At 60.3% G+C, this 26,523-nt stretch carries 29 protein-coding genes and 1 pseudogene; 9 read left to right on the top strand and 21 right to left on the bottom strand.

Annotation, left to right across the window (positions count from 1 at the left end):
- The first annotated feature begins 69 nt into the window (after positions 1-69).
- Positions 70-1,068: a bile acid:sodium symporter family protein gene (locus HDC30_RS02180; protein WP_027613056.1), complete on the top strand. Its 999-nt coding sequence runs from the start codon at positions 70-72 to the stop codon at positions 1,066-1,068.
- Positions 1,069-1,151: 83 nt separating this feature from the next.
- Here the strand turns inward: HDC30_RS02180 and HDC30_RS02175 are convergent, their stop codons facing one another.
- Together HDC30_RS02175 and HDC30_RS02170 are read right to left on the bottom strand one after the other, a co-directional pair.
- Positions 1,152-1,346 (bottom strand): PLDc N-terminal domain-containing protein, encoded by a 195-nt coding sequence (locus tag HDC30_RS02175; protein WP_007965735.1) that lies wholly within the window; start codon positions 1,344-1,346, stop codon positions 1,152-1,154.
- A 54-nt stretch (positions 1,347-1,400) separates the two neighbouring features.
- The gene (locus tag HDC30_RS02170) at positions 1,401-2,015 is read right to left on the bottom strand and encodes a response regulator transcription factor (protein WP_183780407.1); all 615 of its coding nucleotides are present in this window, start codon (positions 2,013-2,015) and stop codon (positions 1,401-1,403) included.
- 113 nt (positions 2,016-2,128) lie between these two features.
- Between HDC30_RS02170 and HDC30_RS02165 the strand changes: the two genes are divergently transcribed.
- On the top strand, positions 2,129-3,754 hold the full coding sequence (locus tag HDC30_RS02165; protein WP_183780404.1) for a hybrid sensor histidine kinase/response regulator: 1,626 nt from the start codon (positions 2,129-2,131) through the stop codon (positions 3,752-3,754).
- 1 nt (position 3,755) lies between these two features.
- Here the strand turns inward: HDC30_RS02165 and yecR are convergent, their stop codons facing one another.
- The 5 genes from yecR to HDC30_RS02140 all read right to left on the bottom strand — a co-directional run bounded on the left by yecR (position 3,756) and on the right by HDC30_RS02140 (position 8,282).
- Entirely contained in the window at positions 3,756-4,064 is a 309-nt protein-coding gene (gene yecR / locus HDC30_RS02160) for a YecR family lipoprotein (RefSeq protein ID WP_027613060.1), read from the bottom strand.
- Positions 4,065-4,097: 33 nt separating this feature from the next.
- Positions 4,098-4,412: a hypothetical protein gene (locus tag HDC30_RS02155; RefSeq protein WP_183780400.1), complete on the bottom strand. Its 315-nt coding sequence runs from the start codon at positions 4,410-4,412 to the stop codon at positions 4,098-4,100.
- Positions 4,413-4,596: 184 nt separating this feature from the next.
- A complete protein-coding gene (locus tag HDC30_RS29035; protein ID WP_260319866.1) occupies positions 4,597-5,205 on the bottom strand; it encodes a phage infection protein in 609 nt (202 codons plus the stop codon).
- 531 nt (positions 5,206-5,736) lie between these two features.
- Positions 5,737-6,909 carry a cystathionine gamma-synthase gene (locus HDC30_RS02145; protein WP_183780397.1) on the bottom strand — a complete coding sequence of 391 codons (1,173 nt, stop codon included), beginning with the start codon at positions 6,907-6,909 and terminating at the stop codon, positions 5,737-5,739.
- Complete coding sequence (locus HDC30_RS02140; protein WP_097087124.1) at positions 6,906-8,282, bottom strand: cystathionine beta-synthase; 1,377 nt, start codon at positions 8,280-8,282, stop codon at positions 6,906-6,908. The genes HDC30_RS02145 and HDC30_RS02140 overlap by 4 nt, the downstream gene beginning before the upstream one ends.
- 392 nt (positions 8,283-8,674) lie before the next feature.
- On the opposite strand from HDC30_RS02140, the gene metE reads away from it, so the two are divergent.
- Complete coding sequence (gene metE, locus HDC30_RS02135; protein WP_183780394.1) at positions 8,675-10,963, top strand: 5-methyltetrahydropteroyltriglutamate--homocysteine S-methyltransferase; 2,289 nt, start codon at positions 8,675-8,677, stop codon at positions 10,961-10,963.
- 125 nt (positions 10,964-11,088) lie between these two features.
- Here the strand turns inward: metE and HDC30_RS02130 are convergent, their stop codons facing one another.
- Positions 11,089-12,024, bottom strand: coding sequence for a Ppx/GppA family phosphatase (locus tag HDC30_RS02130; RefSeq protein WP_183780391.1), 936 nt, complete (start codon positions 12,022-12,024; stop codon positions 11,089-11,091).
- Between the two features lie 297 nt (positions 12,025-12,321).
- On the opposite strand from HDC30_RS02130, the gene HDC30_RS02125 reads away from it, so the two are divergent.
- On the top strand, positions 12,322-12,549 hold the full coding sequence (locus tag HDC30_RS02125; protein ID WP_025111624.1) for a ParD-like family protein: 228 nt from the start codon (positions 12,322-12,324) through the stop codon (positions 12,547-12,549).
- Entirely contained in the window at positions 12,546-13,337 is a 792-nt protein-coding gene (gene map, locus HDC30_RS02120) for a type I methionyl aminopeptidase (protein ID WP_183780388.1), read from the top strand. The genes HDC30_RS02125 and map overlap by 4 nt, the downstream gene beginning before the upstream one ends.
- A 5-nt stretch (positions 13,338-13,342) precedes the next feature.
- Here map and HDC30_RS29030 read toward each other — a convergent pair.
- The 6 genes and pseudogenes from HDC30_RS29030 to ribBA all read right to left on the bottom strand — a co-directional run.
- A pseudogene (locus tag HDC30_RS29030) lies at positions 13,343-13,474 on the bottom strand (metal ABC transporter ATP-binding protein); the annotation flags it as partial.
- Positions 13,471-14,625, bottom strand: coding sequence for an ABC transporter ATP-binding protein (locus tag HDC30_RS02115; protein WP_150368775.1), 1,155 nt, complete (start codon positions 14,623-14,625; stop codon positions 13,471-13,473). The pseudogene HDC30_RS29030 and the gene HDC30_RS02115, both read right to left, overlap by 4 nt.
- A gap of 17 nt (positions 14,626-14,642) precedes the next feature.
- On the bottom strand, positions 14,643-15,452 hold the full coding sequence (locus HDC30_RS02110) for an ABC transporter permease (RefSeq protein ID WP_183780385.1): 810 nt from the start codon (positions 15,450-15,452) through the stop codon (positions 14,643-14,645).
- 6 nt (positions 15,453-15,458) lie between these two features.
- Positions 15,459-16,373 carry an ABC transporter permease gene (locus HDC30_RS02105; protein ID WP_183781304.1) on the bottom strand — a complete coding sequence of 305 codons (915 nt, stop codon included), beginning with the start codon at positions 16,371-16,373 and terminating at the stop codon, positions 15,459-15,461.
- Positions 16,370-17,395 (bottom strand): ABC transporter substrate-binding protein, encoded by a 1,026-nt coding sequence (locus HDC30_RS02100; RefSeq protein WP_150368771.1) that lies wholly within the window; start codon positions 17,393-17,395, stop codon positions 16,370-16,372. The genes HDC30_RS02105 and HDC30_RS02100 overlap by 4 nt, the downstream gene beginning before the upstream one ends.
- A gap of 320 nt (positions 17,396-17,715) precedes the next feature.
- Positions 17,716-18,825, bottom strand: coding sequence for a bifunctional 3,4-dihydroxy-2-butanone-4-phosphate synthase/GTP cyclohydrolase II (gene ribBA, locus HDC30_RS02095; RefSeq protein WP_086790931.1), 1,110 nt, complete (start codon positions 18,823-18,825; stop codon positions 17,716-17,718).
- 69 nt (positions 18,826-18,894) lie between these two features.
- On the opposite strand from ribBA, the gene HDC30_RS02090 reads away from it, so the two are divergent.
- Positions 18,895-19,188, top strand: coding sequence for a DUF1330 domain-containing protein (locus HDC30_RS02090; RefSeq protein ID WP_183780382.1), 294 nt, complete (start codon positions 18,895-18,897; stop codon positions 19,186-19,188).
- A gap of 94 nt (positions 19,189-19,282) precedes the next feature.
- Here the strand turns inward: HDC30_RS02090 and HDC30_RS02085 are convergent, their stop codons facing one another.
- Positions 19,283-19,549, bottom strand: a complete 267-nt coding sequence (locus HDC30_RS02085; protein ID WP_047293867.1) for a hypothetical protein — start codon at positions 19,547-19,549, stop codon at positions 19,283-19,285.
- A 523-nt stretch (positions 19,550-20,072) separates the two neighbouring features.
- On the opposite strand from HDC30_RS02085, the gene HDC30_RS02080 reads away from it, so the two are divergent.
- Genes HDC30_RS02080 through HDC30_RS02070 form a run of 3 tightly spaced genes read left to right on the top strand, consistent with a single transcriptional unit; the run spans position 20,073 to position 21,728 of the window.
- Positions 20,073-20,579, top strand: coding sequence for a PAAR domain-containing protein (locus HDC30_RS02080; RefSeq protein WP_080963269.1), 507 nt, complete (start codon positions 20,073-20,075; stop codon positions 20,577-20,579).
- Positions 20,579-21,277, top strand: a complete 699-nt coding sequence (locus HDC30_RS02075; RefSeq protein ID WP_052912742.1) for a hypothetical protein — start codon at positions 20,579-20,581, stop codon at positions 21,275-21,277. The genes HDC30_RS02080 and HDC30_RS02075 overlap by 1 nt, the downstream gene beginning before the upstream one ends.
- Positions 21,252-21,728 (top strand): hypothetical protein, encoded by a 477-nt coding sequence (locus tag HDC30_RS02070; protein WP_047293872.1) that lies wholly within the window; start codon positions 21,252-21,254, stop codon positions 21,726-21,728. The genes HDC30_RS02075 and HDC30_RS02070 overlap by 26 nt, the downstream gene beginning before the upstream one ends.
- A gap of 57 nt (positions 21,729-21,785) precedes the next feature.
- Here the strand turns inward: HDC30_RS02070 and HDC30_RS02065 are convergent, their stop codons facing one another.
- The 6 genes from HDC30_RS02065 to HDC30_RS02040 all read right to left on the bottom strand — a co-directional run bounded on the left by HDC30_RS02065 (position 21,786) and on the right by HDC30_RS02040 (position 26,496).
- Entirely contained in the window at positions 21,786-22,349 is a 564-nt protein-coding gene (locus tag HDC30_RS02065; protein ID WP_047293875.1) for an NUDIX hydrolase, read from the bottom strand.
- A 1-nt stretch (position 22,350) separates the two neighbouring features.
- A complete protein-coding gene (locus HDC30_RS02060) occupies positions 22,351-23,103 on the bottom strand; it encodes a GntR family transcriptional regulator (RefSeq protein ID WP_007968636.1) in 753 nt (250 codons plus the stop codon).
- Between the two features lie 58 nt (positions 23,104-23,161).
- The gene (locus tag HDC30_RS02055; RefSeq protein WP_007968634.1) at positions 23,162-23,551 is read right to left on the bottom strand and encodes a carboxymuconolactone decarboxylase family protein; all 390 of its coding nucleotides are present in this window, start codon (positions 23,549-23,551) and stop codon (positions 23,162-23,164) included.
- Between the two features lie 135 nt (positions 23,552-23,686).
- Positions 23,687-24,172: a flavin reductase family protein gene (locus tag HDC30_RS02050; protein ID WP_003225715.1), complete on the bottom strand. Its 486-nt coding sequence runs from the start codon at positions 24,170-24,172 to the stop codon at positions 23,687-23,689.
- Positions 24,173-24,184: 12 nt separating this feature from the next.
- Positions 24,185-25,666 (bottom strand): aldehyde dehydrogenase, encoded by a 1,482-nt coding sequence (locus HDC30_RS02045; protein WP_183780379.1) that lies wholly within the window; start codon positions 25,664-25,666, stop codon positions 24,185-24,187.
- Positions 25,663-26,496: an alpha/beta fold hydrolase gene (locus HDC30_RS02040; protein ID WP_183780376.1), complete on the bottom strand. Its 834-nt coding sequence runs from the start codon at positions 26,494-26,496 to the stop codon at positions 25,663-25,665. Before HDC30_RS02040 ends, HDC30_RS02045 begins: the two co-directional genes overlap by 4 nt.
- Between the last annotated feature and the right edge of the window lie 27 nt (positions 26,497-26,523).

Raw genomic sequence — 26,523 nt, 5'->3', positions numbered from 1 at the left:
CGTTAGTCGGTAATTCCCACTCACGTTAGAGTCGCAATCACGTACTGGCAACCCCCGGATGAGCAAACCATGACCCGCCCAAGATTCCTGCCCGACAACTTCACCCTGACCCTGATCGGCGTCGTGCTGCTGGCCAGTTTTCTGCCGGCCAGCGGGCAGGTCGCGGTGGGGTTCGGCTGGCTGACCAATATCGCCATCGCGCTGCTGTTTTTCCTCCACGGCGCGAAACTGTCGCGTGAATCGATCATCGCCGGTGCCGGCCACTGGCGCCTGCATCTGTTGGTGTTCGGCCTGACCTTTGTGCTGTTCCCGCTGCTCGGGCTGGCGTTGAAACCACTGCTGTCGCCACTGATTGGTGACAAGCTGTACATGGGCATGCTGTATCTCTGCGCGTTGCCCGCCACCGTGCAGTCGGCAATTGCCTTCACCTCGCTGGCCCGAGGCAATATCCCGGCGGCGATCTGCAGTGCAGCGGCGTCGAGCCTGTTCGGGATCTTTCTCACGCCGTTGCTGGTGACGCTGCTGCTGAACGTGCACGGCGACGGCGGTTCGACCCTGGATGCGATCCTGAAGATCAGCGTACAACTGCTGCTGCCTTTCATTGCCGGGCAGATCGCTCGGCGCTGGATCGGCGCGTGGGTCGGGCGCAACAAGAACTGGCTGAAGTTTGTCGATCAGGGCTCGATTCTGCTGGTGGTGTACGGCGCGTTCAGCGAGGCGGTCAACGAGGGCATCTGGCATCAGATTCCGGTAGTCGATCTGCTGGGGCTGGTGGTGGTCTGCTGCATCCTGCTGGGGCTGGTGCTGTTGGCGTCGACCTTGTTGGGCAAGGCGTTCGGTTTCAGCCAGGAAGACCGCATCACCATTTTGTTCTGCGGTTCGAAGAAGAGCCTGGCCACCGGCGTGCCGATGGCACAGGTGTTGTTTGCCGGCAGCACGATTGGCGTGTTGATTCTGCCGCTGATGCTGTTCCATCAGATTCAGCTGATGGTCTGTGCGGTGCTGGCGCAGCGTTATGCCAAGCGGCCGGAATCGGTGCCGGAGTTGATGGCGCAGGTTGATCCATAATGCAGTGATGCCCGGCGGTCAGCCATCGCGAGCAGGCTCGCTCCCACAGTTGACCGCGCAGGGCATTACAGCGCAAGAATCCTTCAGTCCTGCGTAACGTGTTTCGGGCCGGCCAGTGCCCAGGCAATCAGGCCAAACAACGGCACGAACACGATGGCGATAATCCACACGCCTTTGTTGCTGCCTTTGCCTGCGCTCTTGCGCACGCGGTTGATCGCCCACAATTCGATGATCACAAGAACGACGGCGAGTACGATCCAGACGGGTTCAATTTGCATGGGCTACCTCCTGATGGTCTTTCAGTTAGGTGAGTCCAAACGCGCAGGGTTCATTTAAATTGCGCCGCTGCCTCCCGAATATTTAACCGCAGCGGCCGCCCGCGACGGCACGTTGAGCGTGCGCAACAGCGACGACACATGGATGCGCACGGTGAACGGCGAAATATCCAGTTCTCGGGCGATCTCCTTGTTGGTCTTGCCTTGGGCGATCAGCCGTAACACATCCTGCTGACGCGGGGTGAGGGCGGTGCCGGTCTCCAGCGGCAGCAGCCCGGAAGGCGCGAACCTGACCAGCACTTCGCCTTCGCGGATCGCCAGAATGGCCTGACCGATCTCATCCGGGACAATGTTCTTGCCGATGAAACCGTCGATGCCGGCCGCCATTACCTCACCAATCAACGCCTCGTCGTCGACCATCGACACTACGATCAAAGTGGTGCGCGGCAGTTTTTTGCGCAGCTCGGCGAGTTGGCTGATGCAGGTCAGGCCGGGGAAGCGCAGGTCGAGAATCAGTGTGTCCGGCTCGCTGCCGTCGGGCAGCAAGGCCAGCACGGCGTCGAGGTCGCCGGCCTCCTCGATAGTCGCCTCGGGCAACAACCGCTGCACGGTGCGCCGCATGGCTTCGCGAAACAACGGGTGATCGTCGGCTATGATGATGCGGCATGTCATGACGTGACCCTCCCTGGATCAGCGTGGTTTACGGCATGCACCTTAGCACCGCAAGCGCAGATTGCCTGCCGACCGCTGCTGAATCTGACGACTGTCGCACAAGGACGTTGCCCATGAAGTTCGAGAAAAACACCGAGCTGGATCAGGCCAATCTGCGGATCATCATCGCCAGCATTGCCATGGTTTACATCTGCGTGCTCGGTGTATTGCCGGGTCAGCGCTTCGATGTCTATCTGCCGGTGGTGGTCTACATCACGCTGTTTCTGCTGGCGTCGATTGTCCTGCGCCAGGCCATCGCGCGCTGGCCGGGTCATTACCCGGCGCGACGAATATTCGCGATGATTCACGATTACACCGGCACCTGTTTCGGCCTGGTGCTCGGCGGTGAAGCGGCGTTGCCGCTGTACGCGGTGATCATCTGGGTCAACCTGGGCAACGGCATGCGCTACGGCTCGCGCTATCTGGCGATTGCCACGGGGTTGGCGCTGCTGGCGTTGCTGGCGGTCTATCGGTTGACGCCGGTGTGGCAGGCGCAGCCGTACATGGTGCTGATGTTGATGCTCACCAGCACCGTGATTCCGTTCTACGCGCACTTGCTGCTGGAGCGCACGCGCAAGGCCTCCGAAGAGGCGGTCGCGGCCAATCTGGAAAAGTCGCGGTTTCTCGCCCAGGCCAGCCATGATCTGCGCCAGCCGATTCACTCCATCGGCCTGTTCACGGCGTGCCTGCGTGAATCGCGTCTGGGCGAGCAGGAACGGCAACTGGTCGACAACATCGACCGTTCGCTGCTCAACGTCTCGCAGTTGTTCCGTTCGATTCTTGACCTCTACACCCTCGACAACGGGCGCATCCTGCCCAGATTGCAAGTGTTCAATCTCGGCGAGTGGCTGGCCGACCTGATCCGCCAGAACGCCGAGGCGGCACGCTGGGCCGGTGTGGAATTGCGCCTGCGTCCGTGCCAGCACTGGGTACAGAGCGATCCGGCGTTGCTCGCGACCATGGTGCAGAACGTGCTTTCCAATTGCTTCAAATACGGCGCGCAACGCCCGGTACTGATCGGCGTGCGCAAGCGTGGCAACGGGCTGGCCATCGTGATTTATGACCGCGGCAACGGCATTGCCGAGGAGCATCTGCCGAAGGTCTTCGAGGAGTTTTATCGGGTGCGTCAGGTGCGCGACAAGGACGTGGAAGGCGTCGGCCTCGGGCTGTCGATCGTCAAGCGTCTGGGGCAGTTGATCGGCGTCGATGTGGCCTTGCGCTCGCAGCTTGGGCGCGGCACAGCGGTCTCCCTGTATGGCTTGCCGGTGGCCGTGGCGCCGCAGTTGCCGGTCATGCGTGACGATGTGCGGCAGGCCGGCCTGTTGACCGGGCTGAAGGTGTGTCTGGTGGAGGATGATCGCAACGTCTTGCTGGCGACCTCGGCGCTGCTCGAGCGCTGGGGCTGCGTGGTGCAAGGCGAATTGAGCGGGCAGGGGCTGGTCACCGATTGCGACATCATCGTCGCCGATTACGATCTGGGTCCACATTCCACGGGCATCGAGTGCATTGACGAGGTGCGGCGCCAGCGTGGCTTTGCGGTGCCAGCGATGATCATCACCGGGCATGACATCGAGAAAATACAGGCGGCCTTGCACGACCGCCAAATTGCCATCCTGTCCAAACCGGTACGCCCGGCCGAGCTGCGCGCGACCTTGCGCAGCCTGCGCGACCGGCAAACCGAGCCGGCCGAGCAGGTTTGACTCAACGCTTGCAGAGGTAGTCCTGAGTGATGGTGGTTTGCAGGCAGTTGAACTGGCCCATGGTGCGGCAGATGTTCTTCTCGGAACCGGTCACCTCGGCGTTCTTGTAGCCCCAGGTCTTGCAGCGCTCCATCGCCACAGTCAGACCTTGTGCGGCGTTGGTCTGGCCGCTTTCGAACTGACCCAATTCGTAGGAGACCTGGACCACGCCGTCGTTCTTGCTGCCACCGGTGGCTTCCCATTGTTTGGGCGTGGCGCAGCCTGTCAGAGCGAGGGCCGTGAGAGTGAGAGTTGCGATCAGGATTTTCATGATGGAACGTAGTCCTTTACCGGGGATGAAGGTTTACTGGAACGGAATCGGCGAGGCGCCTTTGGGCAGGCACGACAGCGGCGGGGTCATGATGCCCATGCTCGCCACGGCGATAATCGCGCCGCTGGGCAACTCGCAGTTGTACTCGCCGGCGGAGGTGTACGCGGTGTAGTAGGTGAGGGTGCTGTCGCTGCGGATGTTGTCGATTTTCGACACCGGCTTGCCGATGACCGTCTGCGCGCGCTCTTTCATGCTGGCTTCGGTGGGTTTGGCGGTCTGGCAGCCGCTGGCGCCAAGCAACAAAGCGCTGACGATCGCCACTTTGCACAGATTGGAATGCAGTTTCATGGTGTTTCTTCCTTGGTGTTGTTCTGATTTCCAGGCACGACGATCCCGCGCACTGCACAGCGGCAATGTTGGGGAGCATCGGGGGTTGCGAGGGAATATAACGCCGGGTGGCGGGGCGGTCGATTAGCACAAATGTGCTAGTGCGGCGGAGGGAGAGGCGACCCAATGGGTCGCCTCGCGCCGATTACTGAGGGGAGTTGAACTGGTCGGAATAGCTGCCGGTCATCAGCGCCGAAGCGACGCGATCAGAACCGACGCCGACGCGTGAGTAGGCATAGCGATTGGCGCCGACCTTGTCGGTGCCGTCGGAAGCCAGTGCGCCTGCGCCGACGTGATCGGAGCCATCGGAGGCTACTGCGCCAGCCCCGACGTGATCGGAACCATCCGAGGCGACTGCACCAGCCCCGACATGATCAGAACCGTCCGAGGCGACTGCACCAGCCCCGACATGATCGGAACCGTCCGAGGCGACTGCACCAGCGCCGACATGATCGGAACCGTCCGAGGCGACTGCACCAGCGCCGACATGATCGGAACCGTCCGAGGCGACTGCTCCAGCGCCGACATGATCGGAACCGTCCGAGGCGACTGCACCAGCGCCGACGTGATCGGAACCATCGGACGCCACTGCGCCAGCACCGACATGATCAGAGCCATCGGATGCCACTGCAGCGGCTCCGACATGATCCGAACCATCAGAGGCCACCGCCTGCGGCTGCGCAGCCCAAACCGTTGGCAACATCACGGTCGCCGCGACCGCAAGAATGGCGCCTGACAAAAGCGTGTGTTTCATGATTTTCTCCACGACCCATCAGCCACACAGCATTCGTTGGCCCGGGGTTGACCAGGTTGGCAATTGGCACGGGCGCGCTCGATGGGCGCACGGGTGTCGACGTTTTTGCATGAAACCGCGTTAGCGAACTGAAAAGTATAGATCGGCAAAATGCAGGCGCAGGTGCGACAACATGCAAGCGATAGTCGGTTAACTTCCTTGCACAGGGGCGCTTGAAGGAAATCAGTCTAAAAACACCACCCGCGACTCGATGGCTTTTGCTAGCCTCAAAGGTGTAGGCGAAGACGCAGACTGATGCGCAAGCGGATAGCAAGGGGACGTGGGGCGCGTTCCGAAGGGTACACGGTTAGAAAGATCTCCGCGCTGAGATCCAGCCCTTATGCCGTGTGAGGCAGCAAAGCACCGCTCTTTTTCCATGGTTGCTTTTGTACTGTGAGAGGCCCGATAAACCTTGTAAGCCAGAGACCAGCACTGGCCGCCTACTCGAACACCAAAGCCCGCATTGCTGCGGGCTTTGTCGTTGTTGCAGGGTCAGATTTTGGTCAGTGCGTGCGCCAGATCGGCGCGCAGGTCTTCGAGATCTTCGACCCCCACCGACAGACGCACCAGGCCATCGCCGATGCCCAGTTTCGCGCGGGTTTCAGCTGGAATGGTCGCGTGGGTCATGATCGCCGGATGCTCGATCAGGCTTTCAACACCGCCCAAACTCTCTGCCAGGGCAAAGATCTTCACGTTTTCCAGAAAGCGCCGTGCGCCCTCCAGATCACTGTTCAGATCCACCGAGATCATCCCGCCAAAACCATGCATCTGCCGTTTGGCCAACTCATGCTGCGGGTGCGACGGCAGGCCCGGGTAGTAGACGCGTTTGACCTGCGGTTGCTGCTCCAGCCACTTGGCCAGTTCCAGCGCGTTGCTGCAGTGACGTTCCATGCGCAGCGCCAGGGTTTTCACCCCGCGCAGGGTCAGGAACGCATCGAACGGCCCGGAAATCGCGCCGACCGCGTTTTGCAGGAAGCCGAGTTTGTCCGCCAGTTCGGCATTCTGCCCAACCACCGCGATACCACCGATCACGTCGGAGTGACCGTTCAGGTACTTGGTGGTCGAGTGCAGCACGATGTCGAAACCCAGCTCCAGCGGGCGCTGGATATAGGGGCTGGCGAAGGTGTTGTCGGCAACGCTGATGATCCCGCGTGCGCGGCAGATGCGCGCAATCGCGGCCAGATCCGACAGGCTCAGCAGCGGGTTGGTCGGCGACTCGACAATGACCAGGCGGGTGTCATCCTGCAGCGCCGCTTCGAACGCCGCCAGGTCAGTCAGATCGACATAGCTGAAACGATGCCCGGCACTGCGCTGACGGACCTTGTCGAACAGGCGGAACGTGCCGCCGTACAGGTCATTGCCGGAGATCACGTGCGAACCGGCATCGATCAGTTCGAGCACGGTGGAAATCGTCGCCAGCCCGGAAGCGAACGCGAACGCGCGGGTGCCACCTTCCAGATCCGCCACGCAACGCTCCAGGGCAAAACGCGTCGGGTTGTGCGAGCGCCCGTAGTCGAAGCCCTTGTGCACGCCGGGGCTGTCTTGCAGGTACGTCGAGTTGGCGTAGATCGGCGGCATCAGCGCGCCGGTGGTCGGGTCAGGCGTTTGCCCGGCATGGATCACCCGGGTCGCGAAGCCTTGGGATTTATCGTCGTGCTGACTCATGCGAGGGATCTCCGTAATTGGTTGAGCATGTCGGTGCGGGTAATCAGGCCGTGGAAGCCCGAAGCATCGGCGATGATCGCGACGAGGCCGCGACTGAGCACCGCTTCCAGCTCGGCGAGGTTGGCACCGGGGGCGAGGGTTTGCAGTTTGTCGGTCATCACGCTGGAGACCGATTGACTGAAGCGCGCAGCGTCTTCGTGCACTGGCAGCAGGATGTCGGATTCGTCGATCACGCCGACCAGTTGTTTGCCTTCAACCAGCACCGGCAATTGCGAAACATCCGCCAGGCGCATGCGCTGGAACGCGGTCAGCAGGGTGTCGTCGGGGCCGACGCTGATCACGCGGCCATCTTCGAAGCGCCGGGCGATCAGATCGCGCAGGTCGCCATAGCGCTTGCGCTGCAACAGGCCTTGATCGGTCATCCACTGGTCGTTGTAAACCTTGGACAGATAGCGCGTGCCGGTGTCGCAGACGAAGCTGACCACGCGTTTCGGCTCGGTCTGTTCGCGGCAGTAACGCAGCGCGGCGGCGAGCAGGGTGCCGGTGGACGACCCCCCGAGAATGCCTTCGGCCTTGAGCAACTGGCGGGCGTGATCGAAGCTTTCTTCATCGCTGATCGAGTAGGCGTGACGCACGCTGCTGAGGTCGGTGATCGACGGAATGAAATCTTCGCCGATGCCTTCCACCGCCCACGACCCGGGCGTTGGCATTGTGCCGTCGCGGCTGTACTGAGCCATCACCGAACCGACCGGGTCGGCGAGGACCATTTGCAGATCCGGTTGTACCCGTTTGAAGAAACGGCTCAGGCCGGTCAGGGTGCCGGCGGAACCGACGCCAACCACGATCGCATCCAGATCATGCTCGGTCTGCGCCCAGATCTCCGGCGCGGTGCTGCACTCGTGTGCCAGCGGGTTGGCGGGGTTGTTGAACTGGTCGGCGAAGAACGCGCCGGGAATGTCTTTGGCCAGGCGTGCGGCCACGTCCTGGTAATACTCGGGGTGGCCCTTGCCTACGTCGGAGCGGGTGATGTGCACCTCGGCGCCCATGGCTTTCAAGTGCAGGACTTTCTCGGTGGACATCTTGTCCGGGACTACCAGCACCACGCGGTAGCCTTTGGCCCGGCCGACCAGCGCCAGACCCAGACCGGTGTTGCCGGCGGTGGCCTCGACGATGGTGCCACCCGGTTGCAGGCGCCCGTCGCGTTCAGCGGCATCAATCATCGCCAGACCGACGCGGTCCTTGATCGAGCCGCCGGGGTTTTGTGATTCCAGTTTGAGAAACAGTGTGCAGAGGCCGGTATCGAAGCGGGTAACTTGTACCAGCGGCGTATTGCCGATCAGCCCAAGTACGGCAGGGCGTGAATCCTTTGACATTTCTTCACCTCTTGTAGTGGTGTTGATCGCGTTCCATTCGCGGGGAAAAGCTCGCGTGCAACATAGGCTTAGACATGATCCGTCGCAACCTTTAACCCGCCGCTGCGTCAGCCATTTCGATCTAACCATAGAACAGAATCGAAGCCTGTAACGGCGCGGTTTCAGAGGGTTTACATCAAGGCGCCATCAAGTATTGAAAGGGCGTCGCCAGCGTCCCTCAAAGCTTGATCTGCGGAGGAATATCCTGCAGGGCGAATCGTGTTTTCAGCGGGCATACGGCCGACAACTGATCATGAGGGAAACTTGTGATCATCAAGATTAAAATGAGTTTGTCTCACTAGAGGCTGATCCTGACAATGGCCGCCATCAACAAGACATTGGAGTTGTTTGTCATGGCACTGGCCCATTCCCTCGGATTTCCGCGCATTGGTCGCGACCGCGAACTGAAAAAAGCGCAAGAGGCGTTCTGGAAAGGAGAACTGAACGAGGCCGGCCTGCGTGAAGTGGGTCGTGAACTGCGCAAGGCCCACTGGGACCTGCAAAAGAACGCCGGCATCGAGCTGCTGCCAGTGGGCGATTTCGCCTGGTACGACCAGGTGCTGACCCATTCGCTGATGTTCGGCGTGGTTCCCGAGCGCTTCCGACCGCACGACGGCAAAGCCAGCCTGCAAACCTTGTTCGGCATGGCCCGTGGCGTCAGCGACAGTTGCTGTGGCGGTGCGCATGCGCAGGAAATGACCAAGTGGTTCGACACCAACTACCACTACCTGGTCCCGGAATTCAGCGTTGATCAACAGTTCCAGCTCGGCTGGGAACAGTTGTTCGAAGAAGTCGAAGAGGCCCGTGCCCTCGGTCATAACGTTAAACCGGTGATCATCGGCCCACTGACTTATCTATGGCTGGGCAAGGCCAAAGGCGCCGAGTTCGACAAGCTGGAATTGCTTGATCGTTTGCTGCCGCTGTACGGGCAGATTTTCGCGCGGCTGGCCGCCCTTGGTGTGGAATGGGTGCAGATAGACGAGCCGATTCTGGTGCTCGACTTGCCGCAGGAGTGGAAGAATGCTTTCGAGCGTGCCTATAACCAGATCCAGCGTGATCCGCTGAAAAAACTGCTCGCCACTTACTTCGGTGGTCTGGAAGAGAACCTCGGTCTGGCCGCCAATCTGCCGGTCGACGGTTTGCACATCGACCTGGTACGTGCAGCGGAACAGTACCCGACCATCCTGGATCGCCTGCCGGCCTACAAAGTGCTGTCGCTGGGTGTGGTCAACGGCCGCAACGTCTGGCGCTGCGATCTGGAACATGCGCTGGCGACGTTGCAGCATGCGCATGAACGTCTGGGGGATCGGCTGTGGGTCGCGCCGTCCTGCTCGTTGTTGCACAGCCCGGTGGATCTGAACCGCGAAGACCAGCTCGATGCCGAGCTGAAAAGCTGGCTGGCATTTGCCGTGCAGAAGTGCGAAGAAGTCGCCGTGCTGGCGCAGGCGGTCAGCGAGCCGGAAGCGCCGAAAGTGCTGCGCGCCTTGGCCCAAAGTCGCTCGGTACAGACCAGCCGCGCCGCCTCGCCTCGTATTCACAAACCGGCAGTGCAGGCCCGTGTGGCGGCCATTACTGCGCAGGACAGCCAGCGCCAATCGCCGTTTACCCAGCGCATCGCCAAGCAGCGCGCCGGCCTCGATCTGCCACTGTTTCCGACCACGACTATCGGTTCGTTCCCGCAAACCGCGTCGATCCGTCTGGCGCGGCAGTCGTTCAAGCAAGGCAAGCTGAGCGAAGCCGAATACACCGAAGCCATGTACAGCGAAATCCGCCACGCTGTGCAAATCCAGGAACAGTTGGGCCTTGATGTGCTGGTGCACGGTGAAGCCGAGCGCAACGACATGGTCGAGTACTTCGCCGAGCAACTCGACGGCTACGCGTTCACCCGTTTTGGCTGGGTGCAGAGCTACGGTTCGCGCTGCGTGAAACCGGCGGTGATCTTCGGTGATCTGAGCCGCCCGCAAGCCATGACCGTGGAGTGGATCCGCTACGCTCAGGGCCTGACCGACAAGGTCATGAAAGGCATGCTGACGGGACCTGTGACCATGCTGATGTGGTCGTTCCCGCGCGAAGATGTGTCCCGTGAAGTGCAGGCGCGGCAACTGGCGCTGGCGATTCGTGACGAAGTGGTGGATCTGGAAGCCGCCGGGATCAAGATCGTGCAGATCGACGAAGCCGCCTTCCGCGAAGGTCTGCCGTTACGCCGCGCGCAGTGGCAGCACTATCTGGATTGGGCCACCGAAGTGTTCCGCCTGTGCGCCTGCGGCGTGCGTGACGAAACGCAGATCCATACGCACATGTGCTACAGCGAGTTCAATGATGTGATCGAGTCCATCGCCGCCATGGACGCCGATGTGATCACCATCGAAACCTCGCGCTCGGACATGGAATTGCTGGAGGCGTTCGAGGCCTTCGATTACCCGAACGAGATCGGCCCGGGCGTCTACGACATTCACTCGCCGCGGGTGCCGGATGCTTCGGAAATGGCCAACCTGCTGCGTAAGGCAGCACAGCGGATTCCGGCGGAACGGTTGTGGGTCAACCCGGATTGCGGTCTGAAAACCCGTGGCTGGCCGGAGACGGAAGCGGCGCTGGTGCACATGGTCAACGCTGCCCGGCAACTGCGCAAAGAACTGGCCTGAGGAGACAACCACCAAACCCTGTGGGAGCGAGCCTGCTCGCGAAGGCGGCGTGTCAGTCGAATAATGTTTCTCTGATACACCGCTTTCGCGAGCAGGCTCGCTCCCACAATGGGTTCAGTGATCGGTCAGTGATGGCTCATCAAACCGTGCAACACACCGAGGCGCAGCCCCGGTTCCGACGGCACCATCTGCGAAATGCCAAACACCTTGAACGCCGCCAGCATCAGCACCAGCCCTCCCGGGAGGATGCTCTGGCGATGCGGTTGCAGACCGGCGAGCTTCAGTTGTTGAACGTTCTTCACCTTCAGCAGCAACAGCGACAAACGCAACAACCCACCATAGGTGATGCCATCCTGACCGAAGTCATTCAAGCGATTGGCCTTGAGCACCTTCGCCAGCATCCGCGCCGTGCCGGAGGAACCAATGGTCTGTTGCCAGCCCTGCGCGCGATAGCGGCGGGCGACTTTTTCGAATTGCAGGATCGCCACGCGCTCGGCTTCCTGCAGTGCACCGGGCGCGATGCGTCCGTCAGGGAAATAGCGTGCGCCCAGGCTGCCGCTGCCGATGGCGATGCTTTCGGTGAGCAGCGGTTGCGACCCCTGGCCGAGAATCAGCTCGGTGGAACCACCACCGATGTCGACCACCAGCCGCATGTCCTCCGCCCCCGGCAGGGTATGAGCGACGCCGGCATACACCAGTTGCGCCTCTTCATGGCCGGAGATGACGTCGATGCGAAAACCCAGATGGCGTTCGGCACTGTGCAGAAACAACTGCGCATTGTCGGCCTCGCGCACCGCGCTGGTCGCCACGGCCCGCACCTTGCCGGCCTCGAAGCCGCGCAGTTTCTTGCCGAACCGCGCCAGCGCCTGCCAGCCACGATCCAGCGCCATTTCGTCCAGTGCACCGCCGTCGAAGCCTTCGGCCAGCCGCACCGGTTCACGCAGGGTTTTGACTTCCTGAATCATGAAGCCTTTTCGACTGCGAACCGACTGGCCGATCATCAGGCGAAACGCATTCGAGCCCAGGTCGATGGCGGCAAACAGCGAGGCGTCTTCTTTCATGGGAATCCCTGCGAAACATCCGTCGAAGGGTCAAGACGGTTTGCGAGGATTCTGCGATGCGCTTGATGACATCCTGATGACGGGGCAGGGGCGGTTCAGTGAATTGTTGACTGTCATGACACTGTCATTATCCGGCGTCTATCCTGACCCCAATACATCGCGTGTTCTTAAAGTTTTTGCTGCCTCTTTGGGCAGCTTTTTTTTGCCCGCGATTTGGCAGGCCGTGCGCAAGGTTTGCAATCGTGGGCGTCCCTTGGCTAATATACGATCCATATACACTTCGTATCGGATTCGGATATGGGCATCGTAAAGATTTCAGAAGACATGCACGAGAACCTGCGCATCTCCAGCACCGCGCTCAGCCGCTCGATCAACGCGCAGGCCGAGCACTGGATGCGCATCGGCATGCTCGCCGAGCTGCACCCCAACCTCGACCACAGCGCCATTTGCCGCTTGCTGATCCGCGCCGAACAGAACGGCGGGCTGGATCTGCATCAACTGACTCAGGAAGCCGTCAGCGCATGAGAAACCAGATCAAGATCAATACCCCTGCGGAAATCGCGAAGTCGCGTGCGGCGGGCAAACTCGCCGCCGAAGTGCTGGCGATGCTGGTGCCGCACGTCAAGGCTGGGGTGACGACCGATGAGCTGGATCGGTTGTGCAACAATTACATCGTCAATGTGCAGAAAGCCATTCCGGCCAACGTCGGTTATCACGGTTTCCCGAAAACCGTCTGCGCCTCGGTCAACGACGTGGTGTGCCACGGCATCCCGTCGGGCACACCGTTGAAAGACGGCGACATCGTCAATCTCGACATCGCGGTAATCAAGGACGGCTGGTTCGGCGACACCAGCCGCATGTACGTGGTCGGCGAGGCGACGCCTGAAGCACAACACCTGATCAAGACCACCTACGACGCCATGTGCGCCGGCATTCGCAGGGTGCGTCCAGGCGCGACACTGGGCGACATCGGTCATGCGATCCAGAGCCTGGCGGAGAGCGAAGGTTTCAGCGTGGTGCGCGAGTATTGCGGGCATGGCATTGGCAAGGTGTATCACGATGAACCGCAGATCCTGCATTACGGTTTCCCCAATCAGGGCATGAAGCTCAAGGCGGGGATGATCTTCACCGTCGAGCCGATGCTCAATGCCGGCAAGCGTCATGTGAAGAACATGCCGGATGGCTGGACCGTGCTGACCAAGGATGGCTCGCTGTCGGCGCAGTGGGAGCATATGGTCGCGGTGACCGAAACCGGCTTCGAAATTCTCACGGCGTGGCCGGACGCAATGGAAGGTTTCACCCCGATCGCCTGAACACCACCAGACCCCTGTGGGAGCGGGCTTGCTCGCGAATGCGGTGTGTCATTCAACATAAACAGTGACTGACACGTCGCCTTCGCGAGCAAGCCCGCTCCCACAGGGGGGATTTGCGGTGCTGCCGAGATTCTCAGTGAGAACCGGCCGCTTTGTTGAGGTCGCTTTCAGCCCATTCGGTGTAGACGCAGGCATCCGCCGTGGCCCAGCGCACTCGCACCGGATCGCCAGCCTTGAGCGGCATGCCCGCCGCCGACAGCGCTTTCACCGTCATCGAAGTACCGCCCGACGTCACCACGCTGCACGTCTGGCTTTCGCCAAGAAACAGCACCTCCACGACCTTGGCCGACACCTCATTCCAACCCGCTGCCAGCGGCTCCTCGCTCGCCTGCTGCACGCTCAGTGCCACAGCCTTTTCCGGCCGCACCATCAACAACACGTCCTGATCGGTGTGCAGCCCGGCGGTCAGGCGAATCGACAATGACTGTCCTTCAAACGAAGCCGCCGCATTGCCCTGCGCCTTGAGCTTGAGGAAGTTCGAGTTGCCGAGGAATGACGCGACAAACGCGTTCGGCGGATTCTGATACAGGTCATAACCGCTGCCCAGGCCAACAATCTTGCCGTGACTGAAAATTGCGATGCGCTGCGACAGGCGCATGGCTTCTTCCTGATCGTGGGTCACGTAGACGATGGTGATGCCCAGGCGCCGATGCAGCTGGCGCAGTTCATCCTGCAAGTCTTCACGCAGTTTTTTGTCCAGCGCACCGAGGGGTTCGTCCATCAACAGAATACGTGGCTCGTAGACCAGCGCCCGGGCGATGGCGACGCGTTGCTGTTGTCCGCCAGACAACTGCGAAGGGCGGCGATGGGCGAATTGTTCGAGCTGCACCAGTTTCAACATCGCATCGACACGCTTGTCACGTTCGGCGGCAGCGAGTTTGCGAATCGCCAACGGGAAAGCGATGTTGTCGCGCACCGACAGATGCGGGAACAGCGAATAGCGCTGGAACACCATGCCGATGTCGCGCTTGTGCGGCGGCACGTTGACCAGCGACTGACCGTTGACCAGGATCTCGCCACTGCTCGGGGTTTCGAACCCGGCGAGCATCGACAGCGTGGTGCTTTTGCCCGAGCCGCTGGAGCCGAGGAAGGTCAGGAACTCGCCGTCCTTGATGTCCAGCGAGATGTTGTCGACGGCGGCAAAGTCGCCGTAGTGCTTGTTCAGATTGCGCAGGCTGACCAGGGGTTTGTCGTTCTGCTGGGATGCGTCTTTGATCACGGCACTCATGTCGTACTCCTGGGCGCTCAGGCGCGGATTTCGTTGCGCCGGCGCAGCGCGGCGGCGATCACCATGACCAATACCGACAGGCCGATCAGCAGCGTCGAAGCGACGGCAATCACCGGGGTCAGGTCCTGGCGCAGGGTGGTCCACATTTTCACGGGAAGAGTTTGCAGGGTCGGGCTAGCCATCATCACGCTGAGCACTACTTCGTCCCACGAAACCAGAAAGGCGAAGAGGGCGCCGGCCACCATGCCCGGGCGAATCGCCGGGAACGTCACCTTGAACACCGCTTGCAGGCGTGAGGCACCGCAGATCACCGCCGCGTCTTCAATCGACTGATCGAACAGCTTCAGCGAGTTGATGATCGAGATGATGGTGAACGGCAGCGCGACGATCACATGGCTGACCACAAACGCAAACATGGTCCCGGTGTAACCGAGCTTGAGAAACAGCGCGTACACCGCCACGGCGATGATCACCAGCGGCACGATCATCGGCAGGGTGAACAGGCCGTAGAGCATTTCCCGTCCGGGAAAACGCCCGCGCACCAGAGCAAATGCGGTTGGCAGACCGAGGGCCACGGCGCAGATTGTGGTCAACACGGCGACCTTGAGGCTGGCCGCCGCAGCGCTCATCCAGTCGGCGTTGGAGAAGAACTGGCCGTACCATTTCAGCGTCCAGCCCGGCGGCGGGAACACCAGCCACTGCGATGAGCCGAACGACAGCAGGACGATGAAGACTATCGGCAACAGCAGGAACAGGCCGATCAAACCGGTGGTTGCGTAGAGCCCGAAACGCATCCGCCGGCTCATGGCATTGGGAGTCAGGAGCATCTCGGCTTACCTCGCATTGCTGGCGCCAACCGGGGATTCCGGCTGAAGCTTCAGGTAGAAGTAGAACAGCACCAGCGTGATCGCGATCAGCAACGCGGCGCCGGCACTGGCCAGGCCCCAGTTGAGGAACGATTGCACCTGCTGAATGATGAACTCCGGCAGCATCATGTTCTGCGCCCCACCCAGCAGCGCCGGGGTGACGTAGTAACCGAGCGACATCACGAACACCATCAACCCACCGGACGCCAGACCTGGCCGGCACAGCGGCAGGAACACCCGGAAGAAGTTGGTCCACGGGCTGGCGCCGCAGATCGAGCCGGCTTGGAGAATCATCGGGTCGATGGCCTGCATGGTCGCCTGCAACGGCAGGACGATGAACGGGATCATGATGTAGCTCATGCCGATCACCACGCCGGTCAGGTTGTGCACCATTTCCAGCGGCTGATCTATGATGCCCAGCGCCATCAGCGCCTTGTTGATCACCCCCGAGGCTTGCAGCAACACCAGCCACGAATAGGTGCGGGCGAGCAGGCTGGTCCACATCGATAGCAGCACGATATTGAGGATCCAGCGGCCCCAGCCGCGCGGCACCAACGTGATCGCCCAAGCCAGCGGGAAGCCCAGCAACAGGCTGAAAATCGTCACCAGCCCGGCTACCGAAAAGGTGTTGAGCAGCACCCGCGCATACGCCGAGTTGGCGAACAATTGTTCATAGTTGCCAAGGCCCGGGGTCGGTTCCAGCACGCCGCGCAACAACAGGCCAATCAACGGCGCGAGGAAGAACAAACCGAGGAACAATAGTGCCGGGGCGAGATTGCCGGCACCTTTCCAGCGTTGTCTGAAGGTGTGGGTCGAGCCGGCAACGCCGGTGGCGCTCCCGGTCACCGTTGCAGGACGAGGCGCAGCAGCCGCCATTTTCATTTGACCAGCCATTCGTTCCACCGTGTCGCGATGGCCGGGCCGTTCTTGGCCCAGTACGCGAAATCAAGAGTGATCTGATCCTTGGCGTAGGCCGTCGGCAGGTTCGGGGCCAGCACCGAGTCCAGGCGCGCCACGCTGTCGACGTTGACCGGGGCGTAGGCGGTCAGGTTGGAGAAGTCGGCCTGGCCTTTGGCACTGCTGGCGTTGGCCAGAAACTTCATCGCCGCGTCCTTGTTTTTCGAGCCTTTTGGAATTACCAGAATGTCGGCCATGACCAGGTTCTGTTTCCAGCTCACGCCGACCGGTGCGCCGTCTTCCTGCAGGGCGTGAATGCGGCCGTTCCAGAACTGGCCCATGCTCGCTTCACCGGAGGCCAGCAGTTGCTGCGACTGCGCGCCGCCGCCCCACCAGACGATGTCTTTCTTGATGGTGTCGAGTTTCTTGAAGGCGCGATCAAGGTCCAGCGGGTAGAGCTTGTCAGCCGCTACGCCGTCGGCCAGCAGCGCCAGTTCGAGCACGCCAGGGCTTGGCCATTTGTACAGGGCGCGTTTGCCGGGGTAGGTCTTGGTGTCGAACAGCGCGGTCCAGTCTTGCGGCTTGGCGGCGCCGAGCTTGCCCTCGTTGTAGCCGAGGACGAAGGAGAAGAAGAACGAGCCGACGCCGTAGTCGCTGACGAAACGCGGGTCGATCTTGTCGCGCTGGATGACTTTGAAATCGAGGGGTTCGAGCAGGCCTTCAGCGGCGGCGCGCAGGGCGAAATCGGCTTCGACATCGACCACGTCCCACTGCACGTTACCGCTTTCGACCATGGCCTTGAGTTTGCCGTAATCGGTCGGGCCGTCCTGCACCACGGTGATGCCGCTGGCCTTGCTGAATGGATCGGCCCAGGCCTGTTTCTGCGCATCCTGGGTGCTACCGCCCCAGCTGACGAAGTTCACGCTTTCGGCGGCCATTGCAGCCTGGCCGGTCACGCTCAGCAGTCCCGCAAAAAGGATTGCGGTTGCAGCTTTGTTCAACACCATTTTTACGCCCTCATTGTTGTGTTTTTGAGCGGGCTTGCGTTGTTGCCCGCCTGTCGGGAGCAGTAGCCGGACGGTTTTTCAGGTCGTCCGGTCTATGGAATATCATATTATGGTATTCCAAACTTTGTGCAAGCACTTTGCCTTACCGGTTATCTGGCGGATGGGCTTTTTGTGAGCTCGAGGGAATTAAATTGAAATGCAAAACCCTGTAGGAGTGAGCCTGCTCGCGAAAGCGGTGTGACGTTCTGCGATGATGTTGGCTGATCCACCGCTATCGCGAGCAGGCTCACTCCTACAGTTGGAATTGTGGTTGGCGTGGATTATTCGCTGAAGGGGATGCTCTCGACCACTTCCAGGTCATACCCGGTCAGCCCCGCATACTTCAGCGGCGGCCCAAGATGCCGCAGCTTGCCGACGCCCAGGTTCTGCAGAATCTGCGCCCCGGTACCCACCTCCGAATAAATCCGCGATTGCGAGCGACTGAACTGCCTAGGCGGCTGGGTCAGTTGCGGCACGCGCTCGAGTAGCGCCTGCGACGATTCATGATTGGCCAACACCACCACAACGCCATGACCTTCCGCCGCGACCCGTTGCAACGCCGCCCACAGCGTCCAGTTGCTTGGCCCGCTGTACTCGGCGCCGACCAGATCACGCAGCGGATCAATCACATGCACACGCACCAGCGTCGGCTCTTCGCGGCGCAGATCGCCCATCACCATCGCCATGTGCACGCCACCCTCGATGCGGTCTTCGAAAGTGATCAGACGGAACGTGCCATGCACCGTCGGCAACTCACGTTCGCCGATGCGTTCGATGGTGTGCTCGGTGCTCAGGCGATAATGAATCAGGTCAGCGATGGTGCCGATCTTGATCCCGTGCTTGCGGGCGAACACTTCCAGATCCGGGCGGCGGGCCATGGTGCCGTCGTCGTTCATCACCTCGACGATCACCGAGGCCGGGGTGAAACCGGCGAGGCGGGCAAGGTCGCAGCCGGCTTCGGTGTGGCCGGCGCGGGTCAGCACGCCGCCTTCCTTGGCGCGCAGCGGGAAGATGTGCCCAGGCTGCACCAGATCTTCGGCGCGGGCGTCTTTAGCGACGGCGGCCGCAACCGTACGCGCGCGGTCAGCCGCAGAAATGCCAGTAGTGACCCCGACCGCCGCTTCAATCGACACGGTAAACGCGGTACTGAACACGCTGCCGTTGCTCGGCACCATTTGCTCAAGGCCCAGGCGCTGGCAGTGCTCGTCGGTCAGTGTCAGGCAAATCAGCCCGCGTGCTTCACGGGCCATGAAGCTGATCGCTTCGGGCGTGCAACAATCGGCGGCCAGCAGCAGGTCGCCTTCGTTTTCCCGATCTTCGTCATCGACCAGCAGGACCATTTTGCCGAGGCGATAATCTTCGAGGATTTCTTCGATGCTGTTGAAGGCCATGCTGGACTCTCAGGGTTGGTTGCAAATAATATTGGTATACCATAATACAAAATCAACAAAGAGGTCACTATGAAGGCGTACTGGATTGCCCACGTGGATGTCGACGATGCCGAGCACTACAGCCAATACACCCAGCGCGCGCCGAAAGCGTTCGCCAAGTTCGGCGCGAAATTCTTGGCCAGGGGCGGGCGCAGCGAAGCGATGGAAGGCCAGACGACGCCCCAGCGCAGCGTGGTGATCGAATTCGACAACTACGAACAGGCGGTGGCGTGCTACCGCTCGGCGGCGTATCAGGAGGCGAGAAGCTACCGCGAGGAGTGGGCGAGGGCGGAGATCATTATTGTGGAAGGGATGGCGCCGTAAGCGCTTGTTTACGAGTCCAGCTGCGATCTTTTGATGCTCTTTTTCGTGATCAGAAGATCGCAGCTATCAGCGGTTAAGGACTGTGATTCTTTGCTCAGCCTTGTGCTTGAATCTTCCGCCCTAATACGTCCATTACATCACAGCCATCACGAAGCAAAATCGCTGCTGCGTGGGCGAGTTGCTGCACATCGACACCCTTGGCAGCTGAGATATCCAGGCTGGCGAGGCTTTCCATCATCTGTGTAGCTGCCAAAAACCTGCTCGCCGCGCTGCTGTGCAAAATGTCCAGCGGTGCCTGTGTTGAGACCAGGAGCACTGGAATGCTGTCTTCGTTGTGGGTCATAGAAATGTGGGTATTCATACGCCAGCACCTGCCTGAAGATTACATGTGAAGGTTCTTCTCAGCGCTATCGACATATTGTCGACTAGGAATTGTCTGAGTCGATCGCGGCAAGTGTAGGGGATGATTTCTATGGTCGATTCCGTCATGGGTGTAGCTCCGTAAGATCCAGTAGAGCTGCCACAAAAACGCCGTCAAACGAAATTGGGTGGCAACTGTGCGTGGGTTGACGGACCGGCTCTCACGGACACCGGCGCATCCGAAGATGCCCCCCGCACAGTCGCCATTAAGAATGCATCGGACACAGGAGTGCTCGAGCAGAGAAGGCTATGCACGTCGTGAGAAGATTACGGGCCGTCAAACCCGATCACGAATGAGTCGTGACAGGCGCGAGGATAGGGAGTGGGACTAGGGTCGTCAACCAGAGTCGCGCCGGAAAACGCTGCGTGTCCTGTAAGCCGGTTCCGTTTCGTACTTTGCTCGTTCAGGAGTGATCAAGGATCGGTTACTATCCAGCCATTGTGATGTTCAAAGGAGAGAAACAATGGCAGGAAAGCCAGTAGCGCGACTTGGAGATCCAGGAAGTCACGGCGGAAATATCACCACTGGATCGAGCCCAATTTTCGTTAACTCGATGCCTGTAGCTTTGGTAGGAGACACCTATTCCTGCCCTGTTCACGGCAGTAATCCCATAACGTCCGGTGCTCCTCACGTGTTCGGGCTGGGAAAAGATGTAGCACACGTCGGCTCGCAGACAGCGTGCGGAGCGACGATCACTGCCGGGTCTCCCGATACCTTCGTGGGTGAATCCGGTGGAGGGGCGCCCACTAGCTTTTTCTCGCAGTTCCTGAAAGAAAAGACGTTTGTCGAGTTTCAGTTGCTGAACGATAGAGATGAGCCTGTCGCCAACGAGGCGTACGAACTGACACTCCCCGATGGAACGTTGATGACAGGCGTCCTTGACGAAAACGGCTTCGTGCATGTCGCAAACATTCCAAGGGGAAGTTGCAGTATAAAATTCCCGAAACTTGAAGATACGGAACATCTTTAATGGTTCAGCCTACTAAAACTACCAGCACAACACAGGCAGCAAAAAGTACAGGCGCATCGGGGAAAACTACGAAAACCAACCAAGTCGTCGTGTCGGGTGCATATATGGAGATACTTGTGGGTGGCCCTTACACCCGTGACAAGGAAGAGCATCCTTTCGGGCATGCTGCTTTACATGTAGTGGTTGGTTCTAAAGACATCACCTATGACTTTGGGCGCTATGGAAAAACCTGGGGGACGTTTGATAGCGAAGGGGAGGGAGTGCTGAACGTTTGGACATCCTTCAAAGCGTACATCTCGGGTGAGAACAGCTTGGGGCGCACAACAACTGGCTTTGTTTATTTTTTGGATAGTGCAACCGCTGAGGCCGTTATCGCTCACTTCGACGGTATTGTCGCCCAGAAAAAGGAGCTGAGAAGAAAGACAGCAACGTCTGCGCGCTATGTTTTGCCGTCCAACTATCATCCAACTACCAATAACTGCACGACTGTAACGATTGCAGGAGCCAAAATTTCGGGTAAGCCAATCGTGCAGAATCCGTCTAAATATAGCGAAATGCGTGGATTGTCATTCCTGGAAAGGCAAGCTGCGCGCACGCAGACTAAACCTCAGGACGGGATTTTCATGCCTGCGGATTTACAAGCCATGCTCGAAGGAAATACTGAGGCGCACTATGATAAAAAGAATGTTTACAAATAGGCAGATTGGCTTTTGGCTGACGGCGGCTTTATTTGTAAATGCAGTCTTTATGGCTTTTCTGATTTTTGGCGATACTGCAAAGGAACACACTATGAAGATGATTAAAACCAAAGAACCCCTGCTGATCGAAGGGCAAGGTGGCGATGACAATTACTATGTCCTGCCGATGGGGACAACGCTATATCACGATAAAAGCTTTCCAGAAGGGCACGATCGTTATGTTGTGTATCTGAATCACAAAGGTGCCATTGCCCACGAAGAGGTCCCAATGAAGCCTGAATATGGCGGTTCATTTATCGATCCTCTTTGGCTGGCCAATATTGATGCCGATACCTTGAAAGACATTTTCAAGCGTTTCCCGCTCTCCAAAAAAGATATCTCCGCTGCTCTCAAAGCCAATGAAATCACCAAAGATGATCTGGCGGATATCATTCGTGCGATGCCGGACTGAGCACCTATCTACCGAGGAATCGGGCCGGGCTCTGTATCTCTTGCAAGTGACGGCTGATCAACGCATGAAATGAATCTTGCCGCTGTCGTCATTGCCCATGTACATGCCATAGACCCCGGCCTGACGCTCCTCGATATAGCGCTCCAGAATCTGCCGGATCGCCGGGTAATAGATCTGCTCCCACGGAATGTCCTCAGGGGCAAAGAACTTGTAGTCGAGGGTCTCAGGGCCGAACTGCCCGGTGATCTCCAGCGCGATGGCGCGGAAGATGATGTACACCTCGCTGATCTTCGGCACGCTGAAGATCGAATACGGCGAGACGATTTCCGCGCGCACGCCGCTTTCTTCCCAGACTTCGCGCAGCGCCGCCTGCTCGGTGGTCTCGCCGCTTTCCATGAAGCCGGCGGGCAGGGTCCAGGTGCCCGGACGCGGTGGGATCGCCCGTTGGCACAAGAGGTATTTGCCGTCCTGCTCGATGATGCAGCCGGCGATGATCTTCGGATTGACGTAGTGGATGTAGCCGCAGCCGCGGCACATCAGGCGCTCGTGCGTATCGCCCGGCGGTACCTGCTGACCGAGGTCAGGGCCACCGCATTTCGGGCAAAAGCTCGGGCTGAACATGTCAGTGACCTATGCGCGGTTCTTTCAGCGCGATCGGCAGGGTGATGTTCGGCGTGGCGCCGGTCTCTTCCTGTTTGCGCTTGAGGTAGTCGAGGGCCACGGCGGCGGCCGCGCGTACGTGATCGACGCAGGCCTGATGCGCCGCCAGTGGATCACCGCTCTTGATCGCCTCAACCATTTTTTCCATCTCGTGGTTACTGGCGCCGCGACGGTTTTCCTGAGACACCGAGGTCGCCCGCAGGTAGCTGATGCGCGCTTGCAACTGGCGTAATTGAGTGGCCGCAACGTGGTTGCCCGAGCCTTCGAGCAGCACGTCGTAGAAGCCCTGCACCGAGTCGATCACCTGCTGCAGTTCGCCGTCCTTGAGCGCCTTGCGGTTCTCGTCGAGGGCTTTTTCCAGGGCCTTGATGTCCTTGGCCTTGGCACGCAGGGTGAACAGCTGGACGATCAGACCTTCGAGCACGCAGCGCAGCTCATAGATGTCGACCGCATCGGCGAGGGTAATGATCGCCACCCGTGGGCCTTTGGCATCGGCGAACTCGACCAGACCTTCGGACTCCAGGTGACGCAAGGCTTCGCGCACCGATGTGCGGCTGACACCGAGGCGATCGCACAGATCGCGTTCGACCAGACGATCACCGGGCATGAGCTGGAAATTCATGATCGCGCTACGCAGTTTATCCAGCACGATTTCGCGCAGGGTAACGGGGTTGCGATTGACCTTGAAGCTGTCGTCGAGTGGCTGGCGTTTCATGGGGTCCGCTCTTTAAGTTGGCTGTCCATGCCAGACGGGCATCTAAACAGCCGAGGGGTTAACTGGAGGCCTCGGCGTCGGCTTCGGCGAAGGCTTCACGGGCGAGCCGGAAACTGTCCACGGCTGCCGGGACGCCGCAATAAATACCGACCTGAAGCAGAATTTCGCGTATTTGCTCACGACTCAGGCCGTTACGCAAGGCGCCGCGCACATGCAGCTTGAGTTCGTGCGGGCGGTTGAGCGCCGAGATCATCGCCAGGTTGATCATGCTGCGCTCCTTGAGCGACAAACCCTCACGCCCCCAGACGTGGCCCCAGCAGTATTCGGTGACCATTTCCTGCAGCGGGCGGGTGAAGTCGTCGGCATTCTCGATCGAGCGCTGCACATAGGCTTCGCCCAGCACCTGGGTGCGGATTTTCAGGCCTTTTTCGTACTTTTCGTTACTCATCATTCCTCCAATCACAGTTGTTTCCTGTGGGAGCGAGCCTGCTCGCGAAGGCGTCGTATCAGTCGATGCAAATATTGAATGGTCGACCGCTTTCGCGAGCAGGCTCGCTCCCACATTGGCAATCGTGTGTGGCAATTAGGCCAGGGTCGGCAACGGCCCGAGCTTGCCCTTGTGATAAATCATCGGCGTCACCGGTTGCTCGGGCAGGATCAGGTTCTTCACCGCGCCGACAATGATCGCGTGATCACCACCGTCGTATTCACGCCACAACTCGCACTCAATGATCGCCGTGGCCTTGGCGAGGATCGGGTTACCGAGTTCGCTCAAATGCCACTCGATGTGCTTGGCCTTGTCCTTGCCTTTACCAGCAAAGGCATAGGCTTCAGCGGTCTGGTCGGCGGACAGCAAATGGATTGCGAATTTCTTGCTGTCGCGCAGCACCGGGTAGGTGTCGGAGGCATAGTTGGGGCAGAACAGCACCAGCGCCGGATCAATCGACAGCGCGCTGAAGGCGCTGGCGGTGATGCCGACGATGGCGCCCTCCGGGTCGAGGGTGGTGACCACCGTGACTCCGGACGGAAACGAGCTCATGACGTCTTTGTAAATGCCGGGTTCGATCATGTCGCAGGACTCCTAGCGCATCACAAACGGATCAGGCATCGGCGCCTGAGAGAGATTGATCCACACCGTTTTCAGTTCGGTGTAGGCCAGCACCGAATCGATGCCGCTTTCGCGTCCATAGCCACTGTTCTTGAAGCCGCCGATCGGCGCCATCGCCGACACCGCACGGTAGGTATTTACCCAGATGATTCCCGAACGCACATCCCGCGCCAGACGATGGGCGCGGCCCAGGTCGCGAGTCCAGATGCCGGCGGCGAGGCCGAATTGCGAGTCGTTGGCGATTGCCAGCGCCTCGGCTTCGTCTTTGAAGCGAATCACCGATGCCACCGGGCCGAAGACTTCTTCCTGCATGATCTTCATCGAGTTGCGATCGCACTCGAACAGCGTCGGCTCGTAGAACCAGCCGTCACCGAGATCGGTCGGACGCTTGCCGCCGGTGCGCAACCGCGCGCCTTCAGCAAGGGCATCAGCCACCAGACCTTCGACCACCGCCAATTGCTGCGCGGTGGCCATCGGACCCATTTCGCTGTGGTCTTCCTGCGGGTTGCCGATGCGGATGCGCTGGGCGCGTTCGACCAGGCGATTGACGAACTCGTCGTAGATTTCGTCCTGTACCAGCAAACGAGAACCGGACACGCAGCTCTGGCCCGAGGCGGCGTAGATCCCGGCGATGGCGCCGTTGATCGCGCTGTCCAGATCGGCGTCGGCGAAGATGATGTTCGGCGACTTGCCGCCGAGTTCCAGCGACAGCTTGGCGAAGTTTTCGGCGCTGCTGCGCACCACGTGCCGGGCCGTGGCCGCGCCGCCGGTGAAGGCGATCTTGCGGATCAGCGGATGGCGGGTGAGGGCGGCGCCGGTGCTCGGGCCGTACCCGGTGACAATGTTGACCACGCCCGGCGGAATCCCGGCTTCGAGGGCCAGACGTGCCAGCTCAAGGATGGTCGCCGAGGCGTGTTCGGAAGGCTTGATCACGATGGTGTTGCCGGCGGCGAGGGCCGGGGCCAGTTTGATCGCGGTCAGGTACAGCGGGCTGTTCCACGGAATGATCGCGGCAACCACACCCATCGCTTCGTGCACGGTGTAGGCAAACAGGTCGGGCTTATCCAGCGGCAGGGTGCCGCCTTCGAGCTTGTCGGCCAGGCCTGCGGTGTAGTGGAAGAACTCCGGCAGATAGCCGACCTGACCCCGGGTTTCGCGGATCAGTTTGCCGTTGTCGCGGCTTTCCAGCTGCGCCAGTTGTTCCTTGTTTTCTGCGATCAGGTCACCGAGCCGCCGCAGCAGTTTGCCGCGTGCGGTGGCGGTGAGGCCGCGCCAGGCCGGGCTGTCGAAGGCAGTCTGCGCCGCTTGCACGGCGCGTTCGACGTCGGCTTCATCGGCGTCAGGCAACTCGGCCCAGGCCTGAGCGCTGGCCGGGTTGAGGCTTGTGAAAGTCTTGCCGGAGAGGGCGTCGACCCATTCTCCGCCGATGCACATCTGGAAGCGTGCGAGTGTCATGCAACGATCCCCTTTATAGGGTTTTGTCGGGAGTGTGCGTAGTCGAGAAATTCCAGCAGCGTCTGGTTGACCAGGCGCGGCGACTCTACCGGCATCATATGCCGTTGCTCGGGCAGCACCGCAACCTTCGCGCCGGGGATGCGTCGGGCCAGTTGCTCGGCCATTTCCGGGGTGGAACCGGGGTCGAGTTCGCCGGTGGCGATCAGCGTCGGCGCATGGATACTGCCGAGGTCGTCGGCGCGGTACATGTCCTGAGTGGCGAACAGTTCATAAGTGGTCAGGTAACCCTGCGGATCGTTGCCGGCCAGGGTCTGACGAATGGCCGCGATCTGCGCCGGGTTGGCCGCCTGATATTCACGGCTGAACCAGCGCGACAGCGCCGCTTCGGCGTTGGCATCCGGGCCGTGTTCAGCCGCCTGCGCGGTACGGGCGATAACCCCGGCGCGCTGTTCTTCGCTGCGGTTGAACACGCTGTTGAGTACCACCAGGCTTTGCAGGCGCTCCGGGTAGTGCAGGGCAAACGCCCGCGCCACCAAGCCACCCATGGAGAAACCGATCACCGCAGCCTGAGGCAGACTCAGGTGATCGAGCAGCTCCAGCAACTGATCGGCATAACCGAGCAGGCCGGTGCCGCTGGCCGGGCGCGGGCTGGCGCCGTGGCCGAGCATGTCGTAGGCGATCACCTGGTATTGGGCAGACAGGCCAACGATCTGGCCGCCCCACATTTCTTTGTTCAGGCCCACGCCGTGGATCAAGACCACGGGCTGGCCTTGGCCGGTCGCCAGGTAACTGGTGCCAGCCGGGGTGAGTTCAGCGGTGAGCCGAATCATGGAGCGCTCCTGCAATGCCTTTTTATT

Origin of the sequence: Pseudomonas sp. JAI115 (genome assembly GCF_014200835.1) — a bacterium.
GTDB lineage: Bacteria > Pseudomonadota > Gammaproteobacteria > Pseudomonadales > Pseudomonadaceae > Aquipseudomonas > Aquipseudomonas putida_A.
The sequence above is the reverse complement of the archived record's forward strand: the minus strand, read 5'-3'. Positions and strand labels throughout refer to the sequence as shown.

Coding starts and splice junctions, on each gene's coding strand:
- HDC30_RS02180 (WP_027613056.1), top strand. CDS start 70: ATGACCCGCCCAAGATTCCTGCCCGACAACTTCACCCTGACCCTGATC.
- HDC30_RS02175 (WP_007965735.1), bottom strand. CDS start 1,346: ATGCAAATTGAACCCGTCTGGATCGTACTCGCCGTCGTTCTTGTGATC.
- HDC30_RS02170 (WP_183780407.1), bottom strand. CDS start 2,015: ATGACATGCCGCATCATCATAGCCGACGATCACCCGTTGTTTCGCGAA.
- HDC30_RS02165 (WP_183780404.1), top strand. CDS start 2,129: ATGAAGTTCGAGAAAAACACCGAGCTGGATCAGGCCAATCTGCGGATC.
- yecR (WP_027613060.1), bottom strand. CDS start 4,064: ATGAAAATCCTGATCGCAACTCTCACTCTCACGGCCCTCGCTCTGACA.
- HDC30_RS02155 (WP_183780400.1), bottom strand. CDS start 4,412: ATGAAACTGCATTCCAATCTGTGCAAAGTGGCGATCGTCAGCGCTTTG.
- HDC30_RS29035 (WP_260319866.1), bottom strand. CDS start 5,205: ATGAAACACACGCTTTTGTCAGGCGCCATTCTTGCGGTCGCGGCGACC.
- HDC30_RS02145 (WP_183780397.1), bottom strand. CDS start 6,909: ATGAGTCAGCACGACGATAAATCCCAAGGCTTCGCGACCCGGGTGATC.
- HDC30_RS02140 (WP_097087124.1), bottom strand. CDS start 8,282: ATGTCAAAGGATTCACGCCCTGCCGTACTTGGGCTGATCGGCAATACG.
- metE (WP_183780394.1), top strand. CDS start 8,675: ATGGCACTGGCCCATTCCCTCGGATTTCCGCGCATTGGTCGCGACCGC.
- HDC30_RS02130 (WP_183780391.1), bottom strand. CDS start 12,024: ATGAAAGAAGACGCCTCGCTGTTTGCCGCCATCGACCTGGGCTCGAAT.
- HDC30_RS02125 (WP_025111624.1), top strand. CDS start 12,322: ATGGGCATCGTAAAGATTTCAGAAGACATGCACGAGAACCTGCGCATC.
- map (WP_183780388.1), top strand. CDS start 12,546: ATGAGAAACCAGATCAAGATCAATACCCCTGCGGAAATCGCGAAGTCG.
- HDC30_RS02115 (WP_150368775.1), bottom strand. CDS start 14,625: ATGAGTGCCGTGATCAAAGACGCATCCCAGCAGAACGACAAACCCCTG.
- HDC30_RS02110 (WP_183780385.1), bottom strand. CDS start 15,452: ATGCTCCTGACTCCCAATGCCATGAGCCGGCGGATGCGTTTCGGGCTC.
- HDC30_RS02105 (WP_183781304.1), bottom strand. CDS start 16,373: ATGAAAATGGCGGCTGCTGCGCCTCGTCCTGCAACGGTGACCGGGAGC.
- HDC30_RS02100 (WP_150368771.1), bottom strand. CDS start 17,395: ATGGTGTTGAACAAAGCTGCAACCGCAATCCTTTTTGCGGGACTGCTG.
- ribBA (WP_086790931.1), bottom strand. CDS start 18,825: ATGGCCTTCAACAGCATCGAAGAAATCCTCGAAGATTATCGCCTCGGC.
- HDC30_RS02090 (WP_183780382.1), top strand. CDS start 18,895: ATGAAGGCGTACTGGATTGCCCACGTGGATGTCGACGATGCCGAGCAC.
- HDC30_RS02085 (WP_047293867.1), bottom strand. CDS start 19,549: ATGAATACCCACATTTCTATGACCCACAACGAAGACAGCATTCCAGTG.
- HDC30_RS02080 (WP_080963269.1), top strand. CDS start 20,073: ATGGCAGGAAAGCCAGTAGCGCGACTTGGAGATCCAGGAAGTCACGGC.
- HDC30_RS02075 (WP_052912742.1), top strand. CDS start 20,579: ATGGTTCAGCCTACTAAAACTACCAGCACAACACAGGCAGCAAAAAGT.
- HDC30_RS02070 (WP_047293872.1), top strand. CDS start 21,252: ATGATAAAAAGAATGTTTACAAATAGGCAGATTGGCTTTTGGCTGACG.
- HDC30_RS02065 (WP_047293875.1), bottom strand. CDS start 22,349: ATGTTCAGCCCGAGCTTTTGCCCGAAATGCGGTGGCCCTGACCTCGGT.
- HDC30_RS02060 (WP_007968636.1), bottom strand. CDS start 23,103: ATGAAACGCCAGCCACTCGACGACAGCTTCAAGGTCAATCGCAACCCC.
- HDC30_RS02055 (WP_007968634.1), bottom strand. CDS start 23,551: ATGAGTAACGAAAAGTACGAAAAAGGCCTGAAAATCCGCACCCAGGTG.
- HDC30_RS02050 (WP_003225715.1), bottom strand. CDS start 24,172: ATGATCGAACCCGGCATTTACAAAGACGTCATGAGCTCGTTTCCGTCC.
- HDC30_RS02045 (WP_183780379.1), bottom strand. CDS start 25,666: ATGACACTCGCACGCTTCCAGATGTGCATCGGCGGAGAATGGGTCGAC.
- HDC30_RS02040 (WP_183780376.1), bottom strand. CDS start 26,496: ATGATTCGGCTCACCGCTGAACTCACCCCGGCTGGCACCAGTTACCTG.